A 20,190-nucleotide genomic window follows, 5' to 3' on the forward strand; every position below is an offset into this window, starting at 1 on the left:
CAGGAGGCTTTATAGGCCGAAGTTTATCGGGAGGATATATCGAGAATTGTGGTGCAAATGTAACTGTAGAAGGAGCAGAGAATGCAGGAGGTTATATAGGCATTGCAGTTGGCGATGTTGCTGAGAAATTGATCAAGAATTGCTATGCAACGGGGAAGGTGCAAAGTACAAGCACCAGCGCATCATATGCAGCTGCAGGAGGATTTGTAGGGGGAATTTCCGAGTATTCAAAATTTGCTATTGAAAACAGTTATAGTGTTGTGACTGCAAGTGTTTTAAATACAAGACGCCAGAGCTATATGGGAGGCCTGATCGGGGATTCAAGGAGCGGAGTAAGCAGAGTAGTAAACAGTTATTTCGATTGTGATGTATTGGGAATAGCAACGCCTGCGGAGCAAGGTAAAACAACAGAAGAAATGAAAAATCAGGGTACATATGTAAACTGGGATTTCGATGGGGTTTGGAGCTTGAGAGATGGGGAGTATCCTAAATTAAGAACATTGGTTGAGAATCAATTGCATCAGGAGCTTGTTGCACCTACCAATATTATCATAACAGTTTCACCTATAGCAGTGAAACTGTTGTGGGATAGAGAGGAATTAGCTAATAAATACGTAATTAAATACAATGACACAACGGCAGAATCTGATAACAATGGAGCGTTGATTCAGAATCTTAATCCAAATAGTAAATATATAGTGTCCATACGTGCTATAAATAATAAGGGTGAGAAAGGACCATGGAGTGATGAAATAGAAGTTATCACGTCATCAGCAGAAGAATTAACTCCCAAAGGTGTACAGGTTGTTGAGACAACCAAGGATACTATTTCACTTGTATGGGATGAAATAGTAGGAGTTTCAGAATATGAAGTGATGCATGGTGATAAGGATAAATTAACTGTAAAAGAAAATAGTGTTGTGCTAAGAAATCTTATACCAAATACTTCTTATAAAATAATAGTACGAGCGAAAACTGAGAAGTATGTGAGTAGCTGGTCAGGGGAGATTTCAGTTTTGACGGGAGATTATGTGCAGGCACTTGGAACAGAGGAAGATCCATATTTAATTTATACAGCGGAACAATTGATGAGTGTATCTGAAAAGCCAACAGCATGTTACAAGTTAATGAGAAATATTGACTTGCTAAATAATGAGTTCACTCCAATTGGAACGCAAGAAAATCCTTTTACAGGGATATTTGATGGAAATGGATACACAATACAAAATCTTTCTATATCTTTGCCTGATGATAATAATATAGGACTTTTTGGATACATAGATAAAGGAACTGTAAAAAATCTAACCATTAACAGAGTATATATAATAGGAAATGATAGGGTTGGAGCTCTTGCTGGATATGTTAACGGTGGTACCCTAGCAGATTGCAGCATAAAAGGGGTTAGGGATATTGTTTGCAAAGCAAATAATAATAACGCAAATCAAATTATTGGTTATGCAGAGCCTGGTACTGCAGTGACAAATTGTTTTATTGAGGATTTTAGAATCAGTGAGATGTTATCAACAAAAAAAGTTAAAGTGGAGGAAAAAAAGGATGTATTAGTAAATATAACGGCGGCGCATATGTCTAATGATCCTACTAAAATTTATACAGTAACATATAATCCAGAAGAATTACAGTTAACAGATTTTGCTGCACAAACTACAGTGGAAAATATTCAAGTTGGGAATATTGAAGGAACAGATATAAATATAGTATCAAATTGCGATGGGGTAATTACTTTTACTATTAATAAAAATAAATACAGTAGTAAAAGCTGGACGGGTGTCGTAACTCTTATTAAATTCCATTCAAAAATAACAGGGGAATCTCAGTTATCATTTGAACAAAATTAACTGTTAACTAAAAGTATAATAAAAATAAAGGAGAGTACAGTATGCGTCTAATGAATAAGGCAGTCTCATTTTTACTGATTTTAAGTGTACTAATGGGCGCGTTTCCTTCAAGCATTGCATATGCCAATCAAGATATAGTTGCAAGTGATTTTTCACAAGAAAAGGAAGATGTATCAACTCATCTGGGGGATAAAGAAAAAATAATAGTAAAATATAAACAATTAGCAGAACCTTCAGCAGTTATTGCAGACACTGAGGAAAAGCTGGCTAATAAAGAAAGCACCATTAAACAACCTGATACTAGTGGAACGGATTCAAAACTTCAATTGGTGGCAGAAGTGGAATCTCTATCCTTACAGGTTATGGAAGTTGATGAAAGTATCGATATTGATGATGCGATTGAAACTCTGGAGAATAATCCGGAGGTAGAGTATGTACAGCCAAATTACACCTTTGAAGAGTTAGGCTTTGATTCAGAACCCGACTTTGAACAGCAGTGGGCACTTAACAATAAAGGCCAAACCATTAATGAAGATAAGGGAATGGCAGGTGTTGACTTAGGGGTATATAGCATTTCGGATAGTATGAATGCCAAAGATACAGTGGTTGTAGCAGTGATAGATACAGGGATAAATGTCAAACATTCAGAGTTTAAAGGCCGAATAGTTTCAGGATGGGATTTTTATAATGACGATGCTTCGGTTTTCGATAAGGGAGATAGCTCTCATGGTACTGGCGTTGCCGGTGTTATTGCAGCCAATATTGATCATAACGGTATAGCTGGTATAGCTCAAAATGCTAAGATAATGCCTCTCAAATTTATGGAAAATGGTGAGGGGTATACTTTTGATGTGATAAGAGCTATAGAATATGCCAAAGAAAGAGGCGTAAAAATTATTAACTGTAGCTTCGGTAGTAGAGAATATAATCCAGCGTTAATGGAGGTTATGGCTGAAAATAGAGACATACTTTTTGTTTGTGCTGCGGGTAATAATGGAGATTCCACTAAAATATATCCAGCAGCGTTTGATTTACCTAATGTTATTTCAGTAGGTTCAATCAATAACAAAGGAGAACTTGCAAGTAAAAGTAACTACGGGAAGACTGTACATATTGCTGCGCCAGGAGAAAATATTTATACGACTAAAAACGAAAATGACTATGGTTTTGTAAGTGGTACTTCTATGGCTGGTGCCTATATCTCGGGGGTAGCTGCATTATATAGTGGGAAATATCCCGATGTTTCTGCTGAAAATATTTCGCTGGCTCTAAAATCAAGTGGGGTTCAATTAGATGATATAAATGGAAAAACATTGTTTGGATTGGTTCAGCTTTCAAATTTATTAGATGCATCAGACCTTGAGGCGGAAAATGGAAACGACTTAAATTTACCGTTTGAAGTTCAAAGCTTGATCAATGGCAGCAGACTTTATACTGATTTAACAAATGATGAGAAGGAGCAGTTACTTTCGAATTTAGAGGTAGAAGATTCCAATATGGTTTTATGTTCAAATGTAGGGATCAGTCTAAAAGAGTCAATATCTTTAGCTCGGATTATGGGATTAGTTAATATAGATTTAGATAGCGCAAAAAAAATGATAAGTAATTTTTCATCTGATAAAGATGCGCTTTTACAAGCAAAATTGTATGATCAATATATGCAAAAAATTTCCGCTGATAACAACGAAGATATTGAACTGTTTAAAGAGCTTTTATGTAGTGGATATAAAACAAAAAGCATACTTACTTCCTATCTAGTGGCGAAAACTTTTGAAATTGATATGAATACTATTATTCAAAAGCAAAACGGAATAGGAAATCCTGTTGAAGATGAAATTGGTACCTTTAGCGAGATGGCTATGTTTTATTCTGTGAATGAAGAAGTACTGATTGCAATTAGCCGGGTAAACGGCATAACCTTAGTGGAGATGCTGCAGATGATTCAAGATAAAAAGGATGAGCTTCATATTTCGTTTGAGGAAGAACTTCAAGCACTCACTGAAACTGAGGAAGATACAAACGATGCAGTGCAGGCATTACCTAATGCACCGTTTCAGTATAAGGCTGGTATTAACGAAAATGTAAACCTAAATACTGGTGCTTTAACATATGAAGATACACTGGTAAGTCTGCCAGGAAGAAATGGAATGGATCTAAATTTAGTTATGAAGTACAACTCAGCAGAAAGTTATTCTGCGGATAAAACCACTGTATATCCTCAAAAATACTTAGGAAAAGGCTGGTCTTTAAATTTTACAAAAATACTAACTGTTGATGATCAACAATTTGTTAGATTTTCAGACGGATCAACCTATAGAATAATTTCTGGAAAACTAGAGAACTACAAACTACAAGATGTAACCTTAGTTCATAAGAATAAAGAATATGAGTTGGACTATGCCGACGGAAGAAAAGAAGCTTTTGACTCAATGGGTAATATCAGCCTAATGGAAGACCGTTTTGGAAATCAAATATCATTCAAAAAACAAGGTGCACAGTCTGTAATTATTACAGATAGTGTTGGAAAAGAAACGAAGATATATTACAGTAGTGATGAAAATAGACTATATCAAATTATTTTACCTGATCGGTCTGTGATAAGCTTATATCTTGATGCCAACGGAAATCTTATTAAAAAAGAAGACCAAGTAGGCAGAATTACTGAATATAAGTATTCTAGTCAAGAAGGAGAATTTTATGGCAGTAGTCGCAAGTATTCTAATTTGACATCAGTTCAATACCCAACGGGACTTAAAGGTTTTTATGAATACGAATTGGTTAACATAAAAATTGCTGCAAATATATATTCTAAATATTATCGTATAAAGAACACATATAAAAAAGAGGGTATGGTGAATTATCTAAGCTCAACTTATGAGTATAATGGTTCTTATATGAATGCGGAATCAAATTATTCGACAACAGTAACTAATGCCTATGGTACAAAGATTAACACAGTATTTGATTTTAAAAGTGGGAATAAAACTTCAGAGAAAGTAACTGTGGATGGGGTTATTGCGAAAGAAGTCGTTTATACATATAATGCCAATGATTTACCCGTTAATATTAATACAAATGTATATAAGAGTGCTGTGGCTGGAAAGCATTTTATTGAATTATATACATATGATGACAAAGGAAATGTGTTGACATATATAAATCCCCTCGGAGAAGGTGATAGCAATTCGTCTGCATATAAGACAACATATACCTATGACCATCTTTTCAACTTAATTACATCTACAAGTGTACAAAAGGATGATGATACGGTTGTAAAACAAGAAGCATCGCTAACGGGAAATAGGAAATCCATTCGAGAATTAAGAACATATGAAAATTCCCAGTTAAAGGTGTACAGCAAATTTGGCTATGATGATTATGGAAATATATTGAATTTATATCAAAATAAAACAGAAGATGATTGTATAACGCAGAGATATACTTATGAAGATGGAGCATACTTGAGCAGTCAGACAATCGGTGATCATACAATAAACTACACCTATGATAAACTTGGACGGGTGGCTAGTGTAACAGATGCAATCGGCAATACTACGAAGTATCAATATGACGATTTAGGGCGGAAGTTAAAAACGATAAACGCAGATGGTACATCTCAAGATTGCACATATAATGATACTGACAATTGTCTAATCATAACGGATGAGAATGGTTATAAAAAGAGATATGAGTATGATTCCTTTGGAAATATTATTAAAGTTGTGGATTTAACTACGGATTGCGTTATATCAAAAAGTACTTATGATCAACTATTGAGGCTTAAGGAACAGTATGATGGAAATAAAATAAAAACTGAATATACTTATGATTATTTGAATAGACCTTTAACCGTTTTAAAGGGAGACTATCAGGAAACATATGAATATGATGATACGTTCAGCCTAAAGACTTCTAGAGAAATAAAGAGTATAAAAGGGGATAAAAATGCCCCGGATTCGACTGCTTTTAAAGATAAGGACTATCTAGGAAATGTAATAAAATCAGGGTATTTATCTAATAGCAATGAAATAGGGGTTACGAATTATACCTATGATTATTTAGGGCATATGGTTAGTAAGGTCACAACGAAGGATCAATTAGAGGGATATCAATATACCTGCAAATATGAAACAGATTATGCAGGAAACGTATTAAGCGTAACCTATAGTGACGGAATCACGATAAAATCAAAGTATGACATGCTTGGACGAAAAATTCAGGATCAAGATGCCATGGGAAACCTGTCAAATTATGAATATAATGATATTGGTAATATTATAAAAACGGACAGGGCATTTGATAGCCGTAACGTATCTATTGAAAAGAACCAGTACGATTTAAACGGAAATCTAATCAAATTAAGTATATCTTCCAGCAAGCCCAATTCGGAACTGGAGTTTCAAAATACAGACTATGAGTATGACGATTGTAATAGACTGATTCAAACAACATCATATGATGGGAATCAATCCATCTGTACGGAGTATAGCTATGATGGACTTGGAAACCGTGTCATGATGAAAACGGGAAATGGAACCAGTACATGGAAGTATGAATATGATAGTCAAGGTAGATTAAAGCAATATACAGATGCGTTGGGACAATCCGAATCATATCAATATGATGGAAATGGAAACATCATTGGTAAAACAGATAGGAATGGTAACGAAACAACAAATACATATAATGAATTGAATCTGTTGGTTTCAACATCAGTGGAAACCCAGCAAGGTGAAACAAAGACAATCGGTTATTCCTATTCTCCCAGCGGGATGAAAACCAAAGAAACAAATGAAAATCTCACCACAGAGTATAAATATGATTGCAGAGGAATGGTCATTCGTGAAAAGAATGACCAAGGACAAGAAAAACAGTATCTTTATGACGATTTGGGAAATAAAACGTCATTTAAACTAATTTCCAACCGCACTTTGGAGTTGAATCTGTCATATCAATATGATACTTTAAATCGCTTACAAGCAGTTTTAGAAAATGGCCAGAAAAAAGCGAGTTATCAGTATGATCGAATGGGGAATTTAATTTCAGAAGTATACGATAATGGGATAGTTGTTTCGTATCTTTATAATGCTGCTAATTTAATGACCTCCATCAAAAGCGAAATCAATGGGGGATTGATCTCAGGCTATGACTATTCCTATTCTTTGGATGGGAATCAGATAGCAAAAAATGATCTTAGAGGCGAGCATGTTGAATATGTTTATGATGGAATTGGCAGACTGAAAGAGGAGGATACTACATCAAAGAATGGAACGAATGAAATTTGTACATATGATTATGATGCCAATGGAAATCGTATTCTCAAATTGGTCTCTGGGGATGAAAATGCGAAAACGACGTATGAATATGACAAAAATAACAGACTAATTTCGGAGGAAACAAAAAAAGCGGATTCTGAATATCCAATTGATGTTACTGAATATTATTATGATAAAAATGGAAACCAAGTTTCAAAATTATCGGGCACAATTGATTCCTTGGAAGGACAAGTATCTTCTGTTGGAATAGGAGAAAGCGGTTCGCTCTATCAATATGAATTATTTCAATATGATGGCTGGAATCATTTAGCGAAGTATGAGACGGATGGAACCACTGCCCAATATACTTATGCTCCCAATGGTCTTAGAATGTCCAAAGAAGTAAATGGAGAAATGACAAGCCATGTTTGGGACGGCTCCAATATAGTGTTGGAGCTATATACTACGGGTAATGTGAAAAACAAATATATTAGAGGGAAAAGCTTGATAAAAACCGCTGATGATATATACTATATTCATGATGGTCATGGGGATATCACACAGCTAGCTAATCGCAATGGGGATATCATTCAGGATTACGAATATGATGCATTTGGAGTAGAGACGACCGAAGAAGTATCCGATGCAACAGCACAATATAATCCATTCCGGTATTGTGGGGAGTATTTCGATGAAGAATTGGGATACATCTATTTAAGAGCAAGATATTATGAACCAAAGAACGGAAGAATGATAACGGAAGACCCGATTCAGGCAGGAGCCAATTGGTATATATATTGTGAAAATAACCCTAATAAACTTGTTGATCCTAGTGGCCTTATTCCGACAGCAGTAGAGGCTGCTGATATGGCCGAACAGATCTATAATGTAACTGTTGATGATATAGGCAATGCCTCTGTTTCTGGTGGTTGGATACTGGTTGATATAAAAACTGGTGGTGATAACATGAAAATGGGAGTTTATTCAAGAGAGAAGTCTGATGGAACAACAGAATATGCGTTAGTCAATAAAGGGACAACGTTGAAAAGTGGAAGTGACTGGAAAAATAATGCACAACAGCTTTTTGGCTCATCGGATGATATGAAAGCGTCAATTAAAAAGTCGAATGACTTTGTGGATAATCATTTGGACTACGAAATAACTATGGTTGGGCACTCTAAAGGAGGGGCAGAAGCAGCTGCAAATGCGGTGGCAAGAAACAAAAGCAGTATCATATTCAATCCTGCAACTGTCAATCTGGGGAAATATGGACTAAAAGCTTCTGGTTATGATGCCAGTATGACTGCATTTATTGTAAAAGGTGATATACTAAATTCCACTGAAGGGTGGTTTAGTAAATCTATAGATAAACGGGTGTACTTACCTCAACAGTACGGAGGGCGTTGGCATCAACTTTGGCAAACAAACGTAGTTCAAGGCGTAAAGAATCATTTGATGGGCGCAGTAAAAGAAGCATTGAAGGAAGCGGGGTATTGATGGGATGAGGAAAATGATTATAGTGATTAGAGTTGTTTTACTTATTATATTTGCGATAGTTTTTTACGTTACTGTTTATCCGTGGTTAATGATTGGTGTGGGTATAAATCTTTTGCCCAATCCACAAAAACCTGTAATCACATATGGTGAATTTCCATTTCGTTTAGTTTATGAGATTAATGGGGAAACAAAAGTAGTTGAAGATATTTTGATTTGTGAATATGATGGAATTGGAATGGATGAAGGACAAGGTAAGTATCGGAAATGGAAAGGGTATTTAGCGAGTGGGGAAGAGAGACTATTACTATTGGAAGTTGACAACCCTGCTGCTCTTAGGAGCAATAGAAAGGTTGTTAAACAAGAAATATATTATTCAACTGGAAGTGCACGATATTACATGGGAGATATGAAAGATTATGAAACGTATAAACAATCTTTTCCTGATGCATTATATTTTGAAAAATATGATGATGGAGGAACAAGTAATGGTGTAATTCGTGCAGATGAATTATATGAAAAGTATAGAATTAAGTTGAAAAGCTGGGACTATTCTCAACCAATAGAAAATGAATTTACTTAAATGAGCACTTCAAGTTTTGTGTAAGGTCAAAATTCTAATATAATTTTATAAGGTATAGTTACTGAGGGCAGAACTGAATTTATACTGGTTCTGCCTTTACCTTAATTACTACGAAGTATCTAAAGGGAAATTATCAAGAAACATATGTATGCAACAATACGCTTAACTAATTAACATTTCAAGCAATTTTTGTGTAGAATTCAAAGCCTAATATAATTGTAACTAGAGGGTAGAACCGTTTTTTTCGATTCTGTCCTTGCTCAATTATACTAAAGGGAAATCATGATAAACGTCTGATGATATATACTATATTCATGATGGTATGGTGATATCACACATCTGGCTCAATCGATAATAGAGATGTTATTAAGGAATACAGATATGATGCATTTGAGTAGCGAAGAGCCAAGAAGCAACAGTTTGGAGGTAAATATTGATTCTAAATAAAGAAGGTTTTAAATTTAAAATTTTTGAAGTCGAATCAGAATCAGAATTAATTGTCGTATGTAACGAAAAACAATCGGCTATTTTAGGTTTAGATTCTGAAAGTAAAATGAAGTTCTATTTTATCGAATTTCAACAACAGAATTCAGAAAGGTTCTTTGGATTGGTTAACGGTGGACATGGAATTGAGCCAACTGTGGCTAAAATTGAAACAAAAGGTTTAGCAATAATATCATCTGATAAGTCTGTTTATTTAGTTGATTTAAATGATTTACACATTATCACTCAAGTTATTTGTGAGTCCTTAGTTTATGATGTTCTTCTGATTCAAGGTAATTCGAGTCAAATTCTAATTATATGTGAATTAGAAGTAAGGTGCCTTTCTTTAGCAGGGTCTCAAATTTGGAGGTATGATTGTGATATTATTAGTGAATTTAAACTCTATGAAAATCATTTAGAGATATTTACTGATGATGATAATGTTAAGATTTCTTTGGAAGACGGCAGTTTATTATAGGTGATTATAGTAAATCACTTACAAAGCACAAAGCACATGGAAAAATGGTTGGGAAGCAATCTTAACTCCTTTTTGGTACTACGACTATCTGGATTTTAGTCGTCGACATTGTCAACGAGGGGTATCATGTGTTATAATCCGGTCGCAACGTACTGAGAGGTAAAATAGAATAAAAATTAGTGAAAGTCGTGAGCGCCTATTAGTTCACGGCTTTTCGTATCCATAATTGAGAAAAGAGATTGATGTGAAAAAACTTATAAGAATAGTACCTATTAAGGATATCTGGACTCTGCTGATTTTATTGAACGGCATAATACGCTGACACTGGAAATGGAAGCGGTGAAAAAACAGAGGAATCAGCTGCTGTAGGATACGAATTTGAAAGAGAAATTAGATAAATGGAAGATTTACTGTAGCTTATTTGCAGACAGCCGCAAATACAGGAGAATATAATGAGGATTTATTTTTGCAGATAGTGAAGCAGGTAGTGGTTCATAAAAAGAATTCCGTTACCTTTAGTCTGAAAAATGGATTAGAGCTTAGCGGCCTTATACCTACGCCTGTAGAGGCCGCCGAGATAGCAGATCATATTTATGGAGATGTAAAAAAGGTAATGAAACTTCAGGTGGTTGGAAATTAGATAATATTATAACAAACAAAGAAGGTCTAAAGATGGGTGTATATTCAAGAGTAAAAGAAGACGGAACAATAGAATATGCTTTGGTTAATAAAGGTACAACGCCTAAAAATTTAGATAATTGAAAAAATAATGCTCAACAACCACTTGGTTGGTCAGACGATATGAAGGATTCAATAAGTGAATCCAACGCATTTGTTGCAGGCCATAAAGATAATGAAATAACAATGGTCGGTCATTCAAAGGGCGGCGTAGAGGCTGTAGCAAATGCGCTAGCTTCTAACAAAAATTGTATTGTATTTAACCCGGCTACAACATTTATAAAGGAGAACGGTGTATCTAATAAGGACTATACTGCTAGCATGACCGTATTTATAGTAAAAGGTGAAATTTTACACAGTGCAGAGGGTTGGTTGAGCAGGCCAGTAGATAAACTTATTTACTTGCCAACGCAGTACAAGAGCAAATGGTATGATTCCAGCTTAACCAAACTTCAAAATTCTATTAATAATCATGGCATGGAAGCGGTTAAAAAGGCTTTGAAGAAGGAGGGATATAAATGAGATATAACACTCCAATGAACGTAATTGGTATAGTTTTATTGAGCGTGGTAATATTTGTTATTTATGTAACGTTTTTCCATTGGGTTACTTTGTATTTTGGGATTTCATCAATGCCAGACCCACCTGTTCCTAAAATTACGCATGGAGAGTTCCCTTTCCGACTAGAGTTTGAAATTGATGGCAAAACTGTTGTTGTAGAAGATACTCTTATATGTGAATATGATGGTGTAGGGATGGATGAAGGGCGAGGAAATTTCGTAAATGGAAAGAATATTTAACCAGCGGCAATGCAGAGGTGTTATTGCTTAATGATGATAATAAAAAAATATTCTACTCCGTAGGTGGTGCTGGCTATTACATGGGTGATATGAAAGAAGGAGTAGTGTATCATCATCAATTTCCCGATGCTTCCATCATTGAACAGAAGGAACAATTATAAGAGATAGCATAATTCGTGCAGATGAGTTGCTAAAGAAATACAACATTAAATTGATAAGCTTGGATTACACTAAACCAATAAAAAATGAGTTTACTTAAATGAATATTTCAAGATTTGTGTAAGCTTAAAATTCTTACATTAAAATGTTACTGAAGGGCAGAATCGTTTTTTTACTGGTTCTGCCCTTACCTGAATTTGCTACGAAGTATCAAAGGGGCGATTATCAAGAAACATATGTCTACGATGATACATTTGGCAAAAAGACCTCCAGAGAAATAAAAAGTATAAAAGGGGATAAAAATGCCCCTGATTTGATTTCTTTTAAAGATAAGGATTTTCTAGGAAATGCAATCTCAATTCTGAACTTGAGTTTCAAAATACAGACTATGAATATGATAGTTGTAATAGGTTGATCAAAACAATATCATATGTTGGAAATCAATCCATCTGTACAGAGTATATTTATGATGGGGTTGGTAACCGTGTCATGATGAAAACGGGGAATGGGACTAGTCATGGAAGTATGAATATGAGTCAAAATAGATTAAAACAATATACGGATGCTTTAGTACGTGGGTAAACGGAAAAAGGCTTCCTCCAAAACTTGACGAGGATTTTGGCTATATTGAAATTAAATGTAATAGCTTGGAGAGTCTATATGTTAACGGAACCGGCACCGGGGATATCTATTCACAAGTCCCGATTAATGAACTTCAGGCGAAAATTAAAGGATCAACATCACTCGATTTAATTTATGCAGAAACCGTAAATGCAGAAATTTCTGAAAGTGGCAATATTTCAGTTGATCATTTGAGTGTAGTTTTATATGGCAGGGTATCTGGTTCAGGCAACATAAATATCTTGAATGGCGAAGTCGACACTGTCGATGTTGCTATTAGTGGCTCTGGTAGCCTACTCGTAGGTGCAACGGTTAAAAAGGCCAGCTTGATTTTATCTGGTTCGGGTGAAATGCTTGTTGCGCATATCCTTGATGAGTATATCGAACAGAAAACGGGTTCTGGATTTATAAAAGTTTTACAGAAGGGTCCAATAACCTGAGATTATTATCTGCAAGACATCTATTGTTTATAAAAAATAGGGTATCCATAGTGGCAAGGAGAATGATTATGAGGAACAAACTATTCAGAAAAAAATTAAAACAACCTTTTTATTCTTCAAACGAGTATAAGTATAAAGGGGTATACCTATAATCCTATTGGTAATTATGGAACAGGCTTCCTTTCATGTTTTATGTTGTTCATGTGATGTAAGTATAGAATTAAAGAGATATGACGATCAAAAGCTAAACAAAATTCAACTTGAGCGGAATAGTGAATAAATTTGCTTGACTCAAGAGCAATCCACCAGGATGCAAGGTACAGATATAATATTAGATTTAGATCAGTTCAGTGAAGTATTTCCTAATGTACAAAAAACAAAGGACTTTTTAGAGCTTAATTTTGTTGATTGTAGCATACCGATAAAAATATTGAATTATGAAAATGGGAATACATCAGAAATCTCTTGCAAATTAATTTGTTTAATGGATAATTCGGATTCAATAGCAAGGCTAGATAAATATCTAAACAATATAGACGGCTATGTAGAGCTAAACAGTAAGACAATTGGTTGCGTAGAAATTTTGCAGGATTTTGAAGGTGATGCGAGCAATATGTATTTATGCGACAAAGAGATCCTCATTGAAGAATCTGAAGACAAAGTCGATATAAACACTATCGTTCAGGACGGACAAGTAGCCTATCTTACTCGATTTTCTAAGTGGTTTTAGATTTAGTTCCAACAATTTGTAGTATTAATGCTATTGATAAAAAAGCTGAATGCTGTTTACTGTTTGCAGGGAATCTACCAAGGGATACCAGTGAGGGGGATGACATCTCTCTTGCCCGCTCAAGGAATTGTGAGTTTATTTCAAGTTGCAACTAATAGAATATTTAAAGAAAAAAAGAAAGCCGTGAGTAAAAATGCTCACGGTTATTTTACACCTCATTTTTAGAAAATAGATTGATATGAAAAAACTTATAAGAATGCATTCTGCAAAGAAAAAAATAAAAAGTTGAAGGTTGCTCCGTATTGTAGGGTTAGCACAAAATTTGAAAGCCAACAAAGTAGCATTAATAGCAATTTTCTAAATATGGTACTGTTATACTAAGTAATCCACAGTGGTAATATGCAGGCTTTATTTTGATTACGTCTTTGGACTAAGGCAAAAAGGTTGATCTAATTAAGAGAAAACGATAATAAAGCTTGTGCCGGTGAGATTAATTACATTCTTCCTAAATCTTTCAGTAGATTGTTTAGGGATGTAAATTGTTGATTAAAAGTTGAGATTTGATTATTAAGCTATATGTGAGCCTTATTAGGATAAGTAAAAAGGGACAATCAAAATCAAACAATGCTCAATTAAGCAAGACTAAAAAATAGAGAAAATTCTGCATACAGTAGTTAGATCATAAACCATAAGTGTAAGAGTGATTTGACTTTTGCATATTTTTTTTGAGAAAATTAATTAGGTGGGTATTTCAATGAAGAAGATTGATTTTATTCTGGCCACTAATATGAATCTGGTAAAAATGCAAAAGAAAAAATTGATATTGCAAAATTCTTTATTAGTTGAAAATTTTGTTTTGTTGTTATGAAAATTACTAAAAAATTAAATTTACATGTCTAATCTAAAAAGTTGCCTAGCTTTTCAATTAAATTTAAACATAAATAATAGAAAAATAACGTTGACAATAAGAACTACATTCTTTATAATAGAAAAGAATTTAATTTTCTATTATTTAAATAAACATTCTATATTGTAGAACGAAAGGAGAATGAAATTATGGTAGGTAAAAAGGTAGTTCATCATCTAATGATGAGCGCAAAAGATGGACATTATGTAGGTGATTTGGTTAATGGTGCCAGAATCGTAAATCAATGGGGTGATGTGGGTACAGAGCTTATGGTTTATGTAGATGGTGATATCAGCTTGTTCTTAGGATACAAAGATATTCAGTTTACTGCTCCCGTATACGTTGGTGACTTTATGGAATATCATGGTTGGATTGAAAAGGTGGGAAACCAGTCCTACACTTGTAAGTTTGAGGCTTGGAAGGTTGCGACAATGCTCAACAGAACAGATGCCGATATGACAGGAATTGAGCACACGGCGGCAACGGCTTGTGAACCTCCTGTTTTATGCGGTACTGCTACAGGAAGTCTTTTTATAGCAAAAAAAGACCAAAGGGGTCCACAGGAGTCCTCATTTCAAGACAGAAAGCATCCTGGTGACTAATAAAACTTTGCCCATCAAAAAAATGGACTAATACCCATTAGGATATATCCTAGATGTAATATGTAAATAGCGCGAATCAGACTAATATATCATCCTGTTTTTAGTAGTAGAGCTAGTGGAGCCCAATGTGAAATTGGTTGATTCATGGTTGGGTCAAAATAGATAGTTAGGATTTTTATAAATAGCATGAAATTAAGAAGTGGTGGCATGTGTAATAATTAAGTGAGATGAGATTTCTAATTATTGTACTACTGTTCTGAAAATTTTGAATAGGAGAGACATATAAAACAAAACGGTTGTTGTCATTGACACAATCGTTTTGTTTTTTTGATTTTAATTTTGTTTAAAAGCAAAACCGGCATAGCAATATTAAGAATACGTCTAATCAGCGATTCCTGAAAAATTAAAAGGCATTATATCCTAAGTAGTTAGAAATCTGATCGCAAGCGTGCTGAAGATGAACTTTTATTTCTTCAATAATGAATTCATTTACCTCATCAGTAGAATAATTAACACTAATGGCTGCAACAATTTTATTTGTATAATCTTTAATCGGTATTGCGATACAGGATGCGTTTTCTTCATATTCGTTATTATCCATAGCGAAGTTATTTGCCCTAACGATACTTAGCTCATCTAAAAAATCGATATAGTTCAAAATTGTATTTGACGTATATTTCTTTACATCAGTATGAAAAAAGTAATTTTTGATTTCTTCATTTGTAAAGTTCAGCATAAAAAGCTTGCCACTTGCCGTTGCATATAATGGATTTCTAGCACCAATTAATGCCTGAGAAGGTAGCTGACTTAACGGGTCAACTTTATAAATGGTTACGGATGCAAAATCGTTTAATATGCTTAGCATACAAGCACGATTTAATTTGCTGGATAGCTCTTCAATAATGGTGGCATAGTTCGAAGAATTTAAAGTGTGGTATTTGGGTACCGAGATGCCAATTTTATATGCACCCCAACTTAGACGGTAGGTTTTAATAACACCGGGAGTTTTTTCCACAAAATTATATGCTAAAAGGGTATCCAAAATTCTATGAATGGTGCTTTTGTTAAGATTTAGCTTTGTACTGATGGCGCTAAGTGTCAAGCCATCACTGGAGGCTGACTGAGAAATTACGTTTAATACCTCAAGAGCATTTCCCAAAGTATGTAATGGATATTTAGGCGAATATGGCTCCATAATATCTTCCCTTCATTTTAATATGTATATATAGTTTCTTTTATATAGAACGTCATATCACTATTATAGCAACAAATTAAATTTATGAAAAGATAAAATAATAAATTTATATAAAGTGAAGGAAAATTACCGCTGTTAATAATTGTATAATATTTACATCTAAAATTATTCTATATAAAAGAATTATAAATATAAGCTTTTCTTTGTCGGGAACTATATTCTGTTATATAAAATTTTATTTTTAAAATATGAAATATTATTTATCAAATGTACAAAAGTTCGGTAAAAATCGTTAAAATCAGGATTAGTTTTGACAATTTGAGTGAGAAAAAAATAAGAGTTAATAAATCTATTGATTTTGAACAAATAATAATTTATAAGAATTCATTCATTATACCTATAATTTTTATCTATTTCTGCATTGATTTTCGTATAATATTGCGTTATTCAATATTTTTTGAGGATTCATCCGTATATTTCATAGTTGAAATTTTACATTCTATTCACAAATGCAGCAATTTGAAGAATTATTCTGTATAGGGAAATGGTATTTCAGATAAATTCTAGAAAATCTGTTTTTTTCATGTTTTTGCTCAGAAAAATAGCGTACTTTAATTGATTTGATGAAAAAATTCACTTATGATTTAGACATAAATTTTAAGACTACAAGATGCATTAATACAAACCAGTGGTTTCTGCAAATTTTAGTCTTGCTTCTAGACATTAGAATGAAGCAAAAAATTTTAGAATGATAATAGAAGGAGAGATAAGATTGAAAACATTGAATTTTTCTGTTGAAGAGTACATGCAGAGAGTTTCCAACACGAAAAAAAGTATGGAACAAAAAGGAATTGAGGTTCTAATCGTTACAGATCCCGGTAACATGAACTATCTTACAGGATTTGATGGCTGGTCATTTTATGTGCATCAAGGCGTAATTGTGGCATTGGATGAAGAATTCCCACTATGGTTTGGAAGAGGGCAGGATGGTAATGCAGCAAGGTTAACTACATATCTTCCAGAAGAAAATATTTATGCTTATACTGATGACTATGTTCAGTCTACAGTAAAACATCCCTATGAATTTGTTGCAGACATTTTGAAAGAAAGAGGTCATGATAAAAAAGTTGTGGCAACAGAAATGGATGCATATTATTACTCTGCAAAATGTCAAGTTGCATTGGAAGCCAGCTTGCCCAATGCCAAATTTAAAGACGGAAACAATATTGTAAATTGGGTTAAAATCATTAAGAGCGAAAATGAAATTGCGTTTATGAAAAAAGCGGCAGTGATTGCTCAAAATGTAATGCAGGTTGCTTATGACAGCGTAGAAATTGGTGTGCGTCAGTGTGATGCTGCCGCAGCTGTTTATCATGCACAAATTACAGGTACAAAAGAATACGGTGGTGAATATTCTTCTATCGTTCCTTTGATGCCTGCTGGTGTTAGAACATCTACACCTCATTTAAGTTGGACAGACGAAGTTTATAAAGATGGGGACACAGTAATTCTTGAGTTAAGCGGTAACTATCGTCACTATCACTGTCCTCTTGCAAGAACAATGGTATTGGGAAATGCTCCTCAGAGAGTATTGGACTTGGGAGCAACCGTTTCTGAGGGTCTTACAGCAGCTCTGGAAGGTATCAAACCCGGTATGTATGCTGAAGATGTAGAAAGAATTTGGGCAAGAACAATTGCGAAAAGTGGATTTGTGAAAGATTCCCGTATCGGTTATTCTATGGGCTTAAACTTCCCTCCTGACTGGGGCGAACATACAGCTTCCCTCCGTCCTGGTGATAAGACAATACTTCAGCCTGGTATGACATTCCATATGATTCCTGGCATTTGGCTGGATGACTGTGGTGTAGATACAAGCGAACCTTTCTACATCACTGAAACAGGTGCCGTACCATTTTGTAATTTTAGAAGAGAGCTGTTGGTAAAGAAATAATCAAATCTGTTTTTGGATACACAGAGAAATTTCTGTGTATCCAAAGATAAGGAGGGAGTTTTAAAGTGAAGAAAGTTGATGAGATGATTTCTAAGATCGAAGAATTATTTCTTAGCTACGCCATTATTTTTATGGCAGTAATTCTAATTGGTGGTGTTTTTGCCAGAGCGGTGTTAAATTCTAGTCTGACTTTTACAGAAGAAGTTGGTCAGATATTGAATATTATCGTAACATTTTTTGGTATAGGTTACTGTGCCAGACAGGCAAGACACATCAGCATGTCCGTAGTTTATGACATTGTAAATAAAAAAGGAAAAAAGATAATGATGTGTATCATTTCTTTGCTTACATCAATTATCATGTTCTATTTAGCTTATCTAAGTATTTATTACGTTACAAACGTACTGCAATTAGGCAGAGTAACAGCAGCGCTTAGAATTCCTATGTGGATTACTTATATTCCTATTCCTTTAGGATTTTTACTAGGTGGTGCAGAATATTTAAGAACATTTGCGTTAAATATTAAAAATAAAGATGAAATTTTTATTTCCAGTATTTACAGACATGGTGAAAACATGGAGGAAATAGAAACACCTGAGAAAGGAGATGTGAATTAAAGAATGGTAGGTTTATTATTGGGTTTGATGGTTTTCTTTTTATTATTTAATTTCCCTATGGTCATTCCAATGGTTGCCGCACCCTTGGCGGTTATGATTGGCTTTATGCCTAATATGGATTTATCTATGTCAGTTCAACAGCTCATTGCGGGTGTTTCGGCGCAAGTGCTTCTTTCTGTGCCTATGTTTATTTTTGCAGCTGATATTATGTGTGCAGGTTCCACTACGCAAAGATTGCTGGATTTAGTTGAAACCTTTGTTGGACATATTCATGGTGGTATGGCAATTACCACAGCTGCGACTTGTACAATGTTTGGTGCAATTTCCGGTTCTACACAGGCGACAGTAGTAGCGATTGGCAGACCTATGCGTCAGCGACTGCTAAAATTAGGATACAAAGATAGCGATAGCTCAGGCTTGATTATTTGTTCAGCAATTATTGCGCTTTTGATTCCTCCAAGCATTTCCATGATTATGTATGCTGTTGTTACCGGTTCTTCCGTGGGCAATCTTTTCATTGCCGGCGTTGGCCCTGGCATATTGATGTTTATTTTCTTTGCAGTGTACAGCTATCTGTTTGCAAAATTCAAAAAAATGCCTTGCCAGGAAAAAGCAACATGGCCCCAAAGATTGGCAGCATTCAAAAGGGCGATTCTTCCTTTGGGCTTCCCTATTATCATTTTTATTGGTATTTATGGTGGATTTTTCAGTCCCACTGAAGCATCTGCAATCGCTGTTTTATATGCTTTGATTCTTGAGATGCTGGTTTATAGAAATGTAAAGACAAAAGATTTGCAAAAAATTGCATTGAGCACAGCAGTTGTTACTTGTGCAGTGTTTATTTTGGTATCAGGTGGTCAGTTATTCTCTTGGGTTATTTCCTACGCAAAGATACCGCAGATGTTGACTTCCACAATTTTAGGCGTGGATCCTTCTGCATTAAAGATTTTGATTACAGTTACAATCTTCTTCTTTATTGGTTGTATGTTTGTGGATTCTTTGGTTGTTATAATTATACTTTCTCCAATTTTCTTCCCTCTTGCAATGAAGGCTGGTATTGATCCGATTCATTTGGGTATTATTATCACATTGCAGGCGGCCATTGGTTCTGTTTCGCCTCCTTTTGGATGCAATATTTTTACGGGGTGTGCAATATTCAATCGGCCGTACGGAGATATTGTAAAAGGGCTACCTCCTTATTTGATTATGTTATTGTTTATAACTTTAATTGTAATCTTATGTCCACAGCTTTCGCTATTTTTACTTAATTAACCATTAGATAGAATCTAAATTTTGGGTGAAAAACAAAAGATAAAGAACAAAAGATAAAGAACATGCAGT

Annotated in this window: 15 protein-coding genes; 14 read left to right on the forward strand and 1 reads right to left on the reverse strand. The window is 34.5% G+C overall.

The window, feature by feature from the left end:
• The 11 genes from NE558_RS07820 to NE558_RS07870 all read left to right on the forward strand — a co-directional run.
• The coding region (locus NE558_RS07820; protein WP_330643409.1) for a fibronectin type III domain-containing protein at nucleotides 1–1,856 on the forward strand (1,856 nt) is incomplete at its 5' end.
• A 41-nt stretch (nucleotides 1,857–1,897) separates the two neighbouring features.
• Nucleotides 1,898–8,608: a S8 family serine peptidase gene (locus NE558_RS07825; protein ID WP_256149456.1), complete on the forward strand. Its 6,711-nt coding sequence runs from the start codon at nucleotides 1,898–1,900 to the stop codon at nucleotides 8,606–8,608.
• 13 nt (nucleotides 8,609–8,621) lie between these two features.
• A complete protein-coding gene (locus NE558_RS07830) occupies nucleotides 8,622–9,188 on the forward strand; it encodes a hypothetical protein (protein WP_256149457.1) in 567 nt (188 codons plus the stop codon).
• 433 nt (nucleotides 9,189–9,621) lie between these two features.
• Nucleotides 9,622–10,149 (forward strand): hypothetical protein, encoded by a 528-nt coding sequence (locus NE558_RS07835; protein WP_256149458.1) that lies wholly within the window; start codon nucleotides 9,622–9,624, stop codon nucleotides 10,147–10,149.
• A 466-nt stretch (nucleotides 10,150–10,615) separates the two neighbouring features.
• On the forward strand, nucleotides 10,616–10,789 hold the full coding sequence (locus NE558_RS07840) for a hypothetical protein (protein WP_256149459.1): 174 nt from the start codon (nucleotides 10,616–10,618) through the stop codon (nucleotides 10,787–10,789).
• Nucleotides 10,790–10,950: 161 nt separating this feature from the next.
• Nucleotides 10,951–11,349: a hypothetical protein gene (locus NE558_RS07845; protein ID WP_256149461.1), complete on the forward strand. Its 399-nt coding sequence runs from the start codon at nucleotides 10,951–10,953 to the stop codon at nucleotides 11,347–11,349.
• Nucleotides 11,346–11,627, forward strand: coding sequence for a hypothetical protein (locus tag NE558_RS07850; RefSeq protein ID WP_256149462.1), 282 nt, complete (start codon nucleotides 11,346–11,348; stop codon nucleotides 11,625–11,627). The genes NE558_RS07845 and NE558_RS07850 overlap by 4 nt, the downstream gene beginning before the upstream one ends.
• Before the next feature lie 23 nt (nucleotides 11,628–11,650).
• A complete protein-coding gene (locus tag NE558_RS07855) occupies nucleotides 11,651–11,788 on the forward strand; it encodes a hypothetical protein (protein WP_256149464.1) in 138 nt (45 codons plus the stop codon).
• A gap of 630 nt (nucleotides 11,789–12,418) precedes the next feature.
• Nucleotides 12,419–12,847 (forward strand): GIN domain-containing protein, encoded by a 429-nt coding sequence (locus NE558_RS07860; RefSeq protein WP_256149693.1) that lies wholly within the window; start codon nucleotides 12,419–12,421, stop codon nucleotides 12,845–12,847.
• 310 nt (nucleotides 12,848–13,157) lie between these two features.
• A complete protein-coding gene (locus tag NE558_RS07865) occupies nucleotides 13,158–13,577 on the forward strand; it encodes a hypothetical protein (protein ID WP_256149465.1) in 420 nt (139 codons plus the stop codon).
• Between the two features lie 1,056 nt (nucleotides 13,578–14,633).
• Nucleotides 14,634–15,086: a hotdog fold domain-containing protein gene (locus tag NE558_RS07870; protein ID WP_256149466.1), complete on the forward strand. Its 453-nt coding sequence runs from the start codon at nucleotides 14,634–14,636 to the stop codon at nucleotides 15,084–15,086.
• Nucleotides 15,087–15,489: 403 nt separating this feature from the next.
• Here the strand turns inward: NE558_RS07870 and NE558_RS07875 are convergent, their stop codons facing one another.
• Nucleotides 15,490–16,281, reverse strand: coding sequence for an IclR family transcriptional regulator (locus NE558_RS07875; protein ID WP_256149467.1), 792 nt, complete (start codon nucleotides 16,279–16,281; stop codon nucleotides 15,490–15,492).
• 772 nt (nucleotides 16,282–17,053) lie between these two features.
• Between NE558_RS07875 and NE558_RS07880 the strand changes: the two genes are divergently transcribed.
• The 3 genes from NE558_RS07880 (at nucleotide 17,054) to NE558_RS07890 (ending at nucleotide 20,121) form a co-directional block, all read left to right on the forward strand.
• Nucleotides 17,054–18,232 carry a M24 family metallopeptidase gene (locus tag NE558_RS07880; RefSeq protein WP_256149468.1) on the forward strand — a complete coding sequence of 393 codons (1,179 nt, stop codon included), beginning with the start codon at nucleotides 17,054–17,056 and terminating at the stop codon, nucleotides 18,230–18,232.
• A 65-nt stretch (nucleotides 18,233–18,297) separates the two neighbouring features.
• Complete coding sequence (locus tag NE558_RS07885) at nucleotides 18,298–18,849, forward strand: TRAP transporter small permease (protein WP_256149469.1); 552 nt, start codon at nucleotides 18,298–18,300, stop codon at nucleotides 18,847–18,849.
• A 3-nt stretch (nucleotides 18,850–18,852) separates the two neighbouring features.
• Nucleotides 18,853–20,121, forward strand: a complete 1,269-nt coding sequence (locus NE558_RS07890; protein WP_256149470.1) for a TRAP transporter large permease — start codon at nucleotides 18,853–18,855, stop codon at nucleotides 20,119–20,121.
• The last annotated feature ends 69 nt before the right edge of the window (nucleotides 20,122–20,190 follow it).

Origin of the sequence: Anaerotignum propionicum (genome assembly GCF_024461735.1) — a bacterium.
Lineage (GTDB): Bacteria > Bacillota > Clostridia > Lachnospirales > Anaerotignaceae > Chakrabartyella.

Coding starts and splice junctions, on each gene's coding strand:
- NE558_RS07825 (WP_256149456.1), top strand. CDS start 1,898: ATGCGTCTAATGAATAAGGCAGTCTCATTTTTACTGATTTTAAGTGTA.
- NE558_RS07830 (WP_256149457.1), top strand. CDS start 8,622: ATGATTATAGTGATTAGAGTTGTTTTACTTATTATATTTGCGATAGTT.
- NE558_RS07845 (WP_256149461.1), top strand. CDS start 10,951: ATGAAGGATTCAATAAGTGAATCCAACGCATTTGTTGCAGGCCATAAA.
- NE558_RS07850 (WP_256149462.1), top strand. CDS start 11,346: ATGAGATATAACACTCCAATGAACGTAATTGGTATAGTTTTATTGAGC.
- NE558_RS07865 (WP_256149465.1), top strand. CDS start 13,158: ATGCAAGGTACAGATATAATATTAGATTTAGATCAGTTCAGTGAAGTA.
- NE558_RS07870 (WP_256149466.1), top strand. CDS start 14,634: ATGGTAGGTAAAAAGGTAGTTCATCATCTAATGATGAGCGCAAAAGAT.
- NE558_RS07875 (WP_256149467.1), bottom strand. CDS start 16,281: ATGGAGCCATATTCGCCTAAATATCCATTACATACTTTGGGAAATGCT.
- NE558_RS07890 (WP_256149470.1), top strand. CDS start 18,853: ATGGTAGGTTTATTATTGGGTTTGATGGTTTTCTTTTTATTATTTAAT.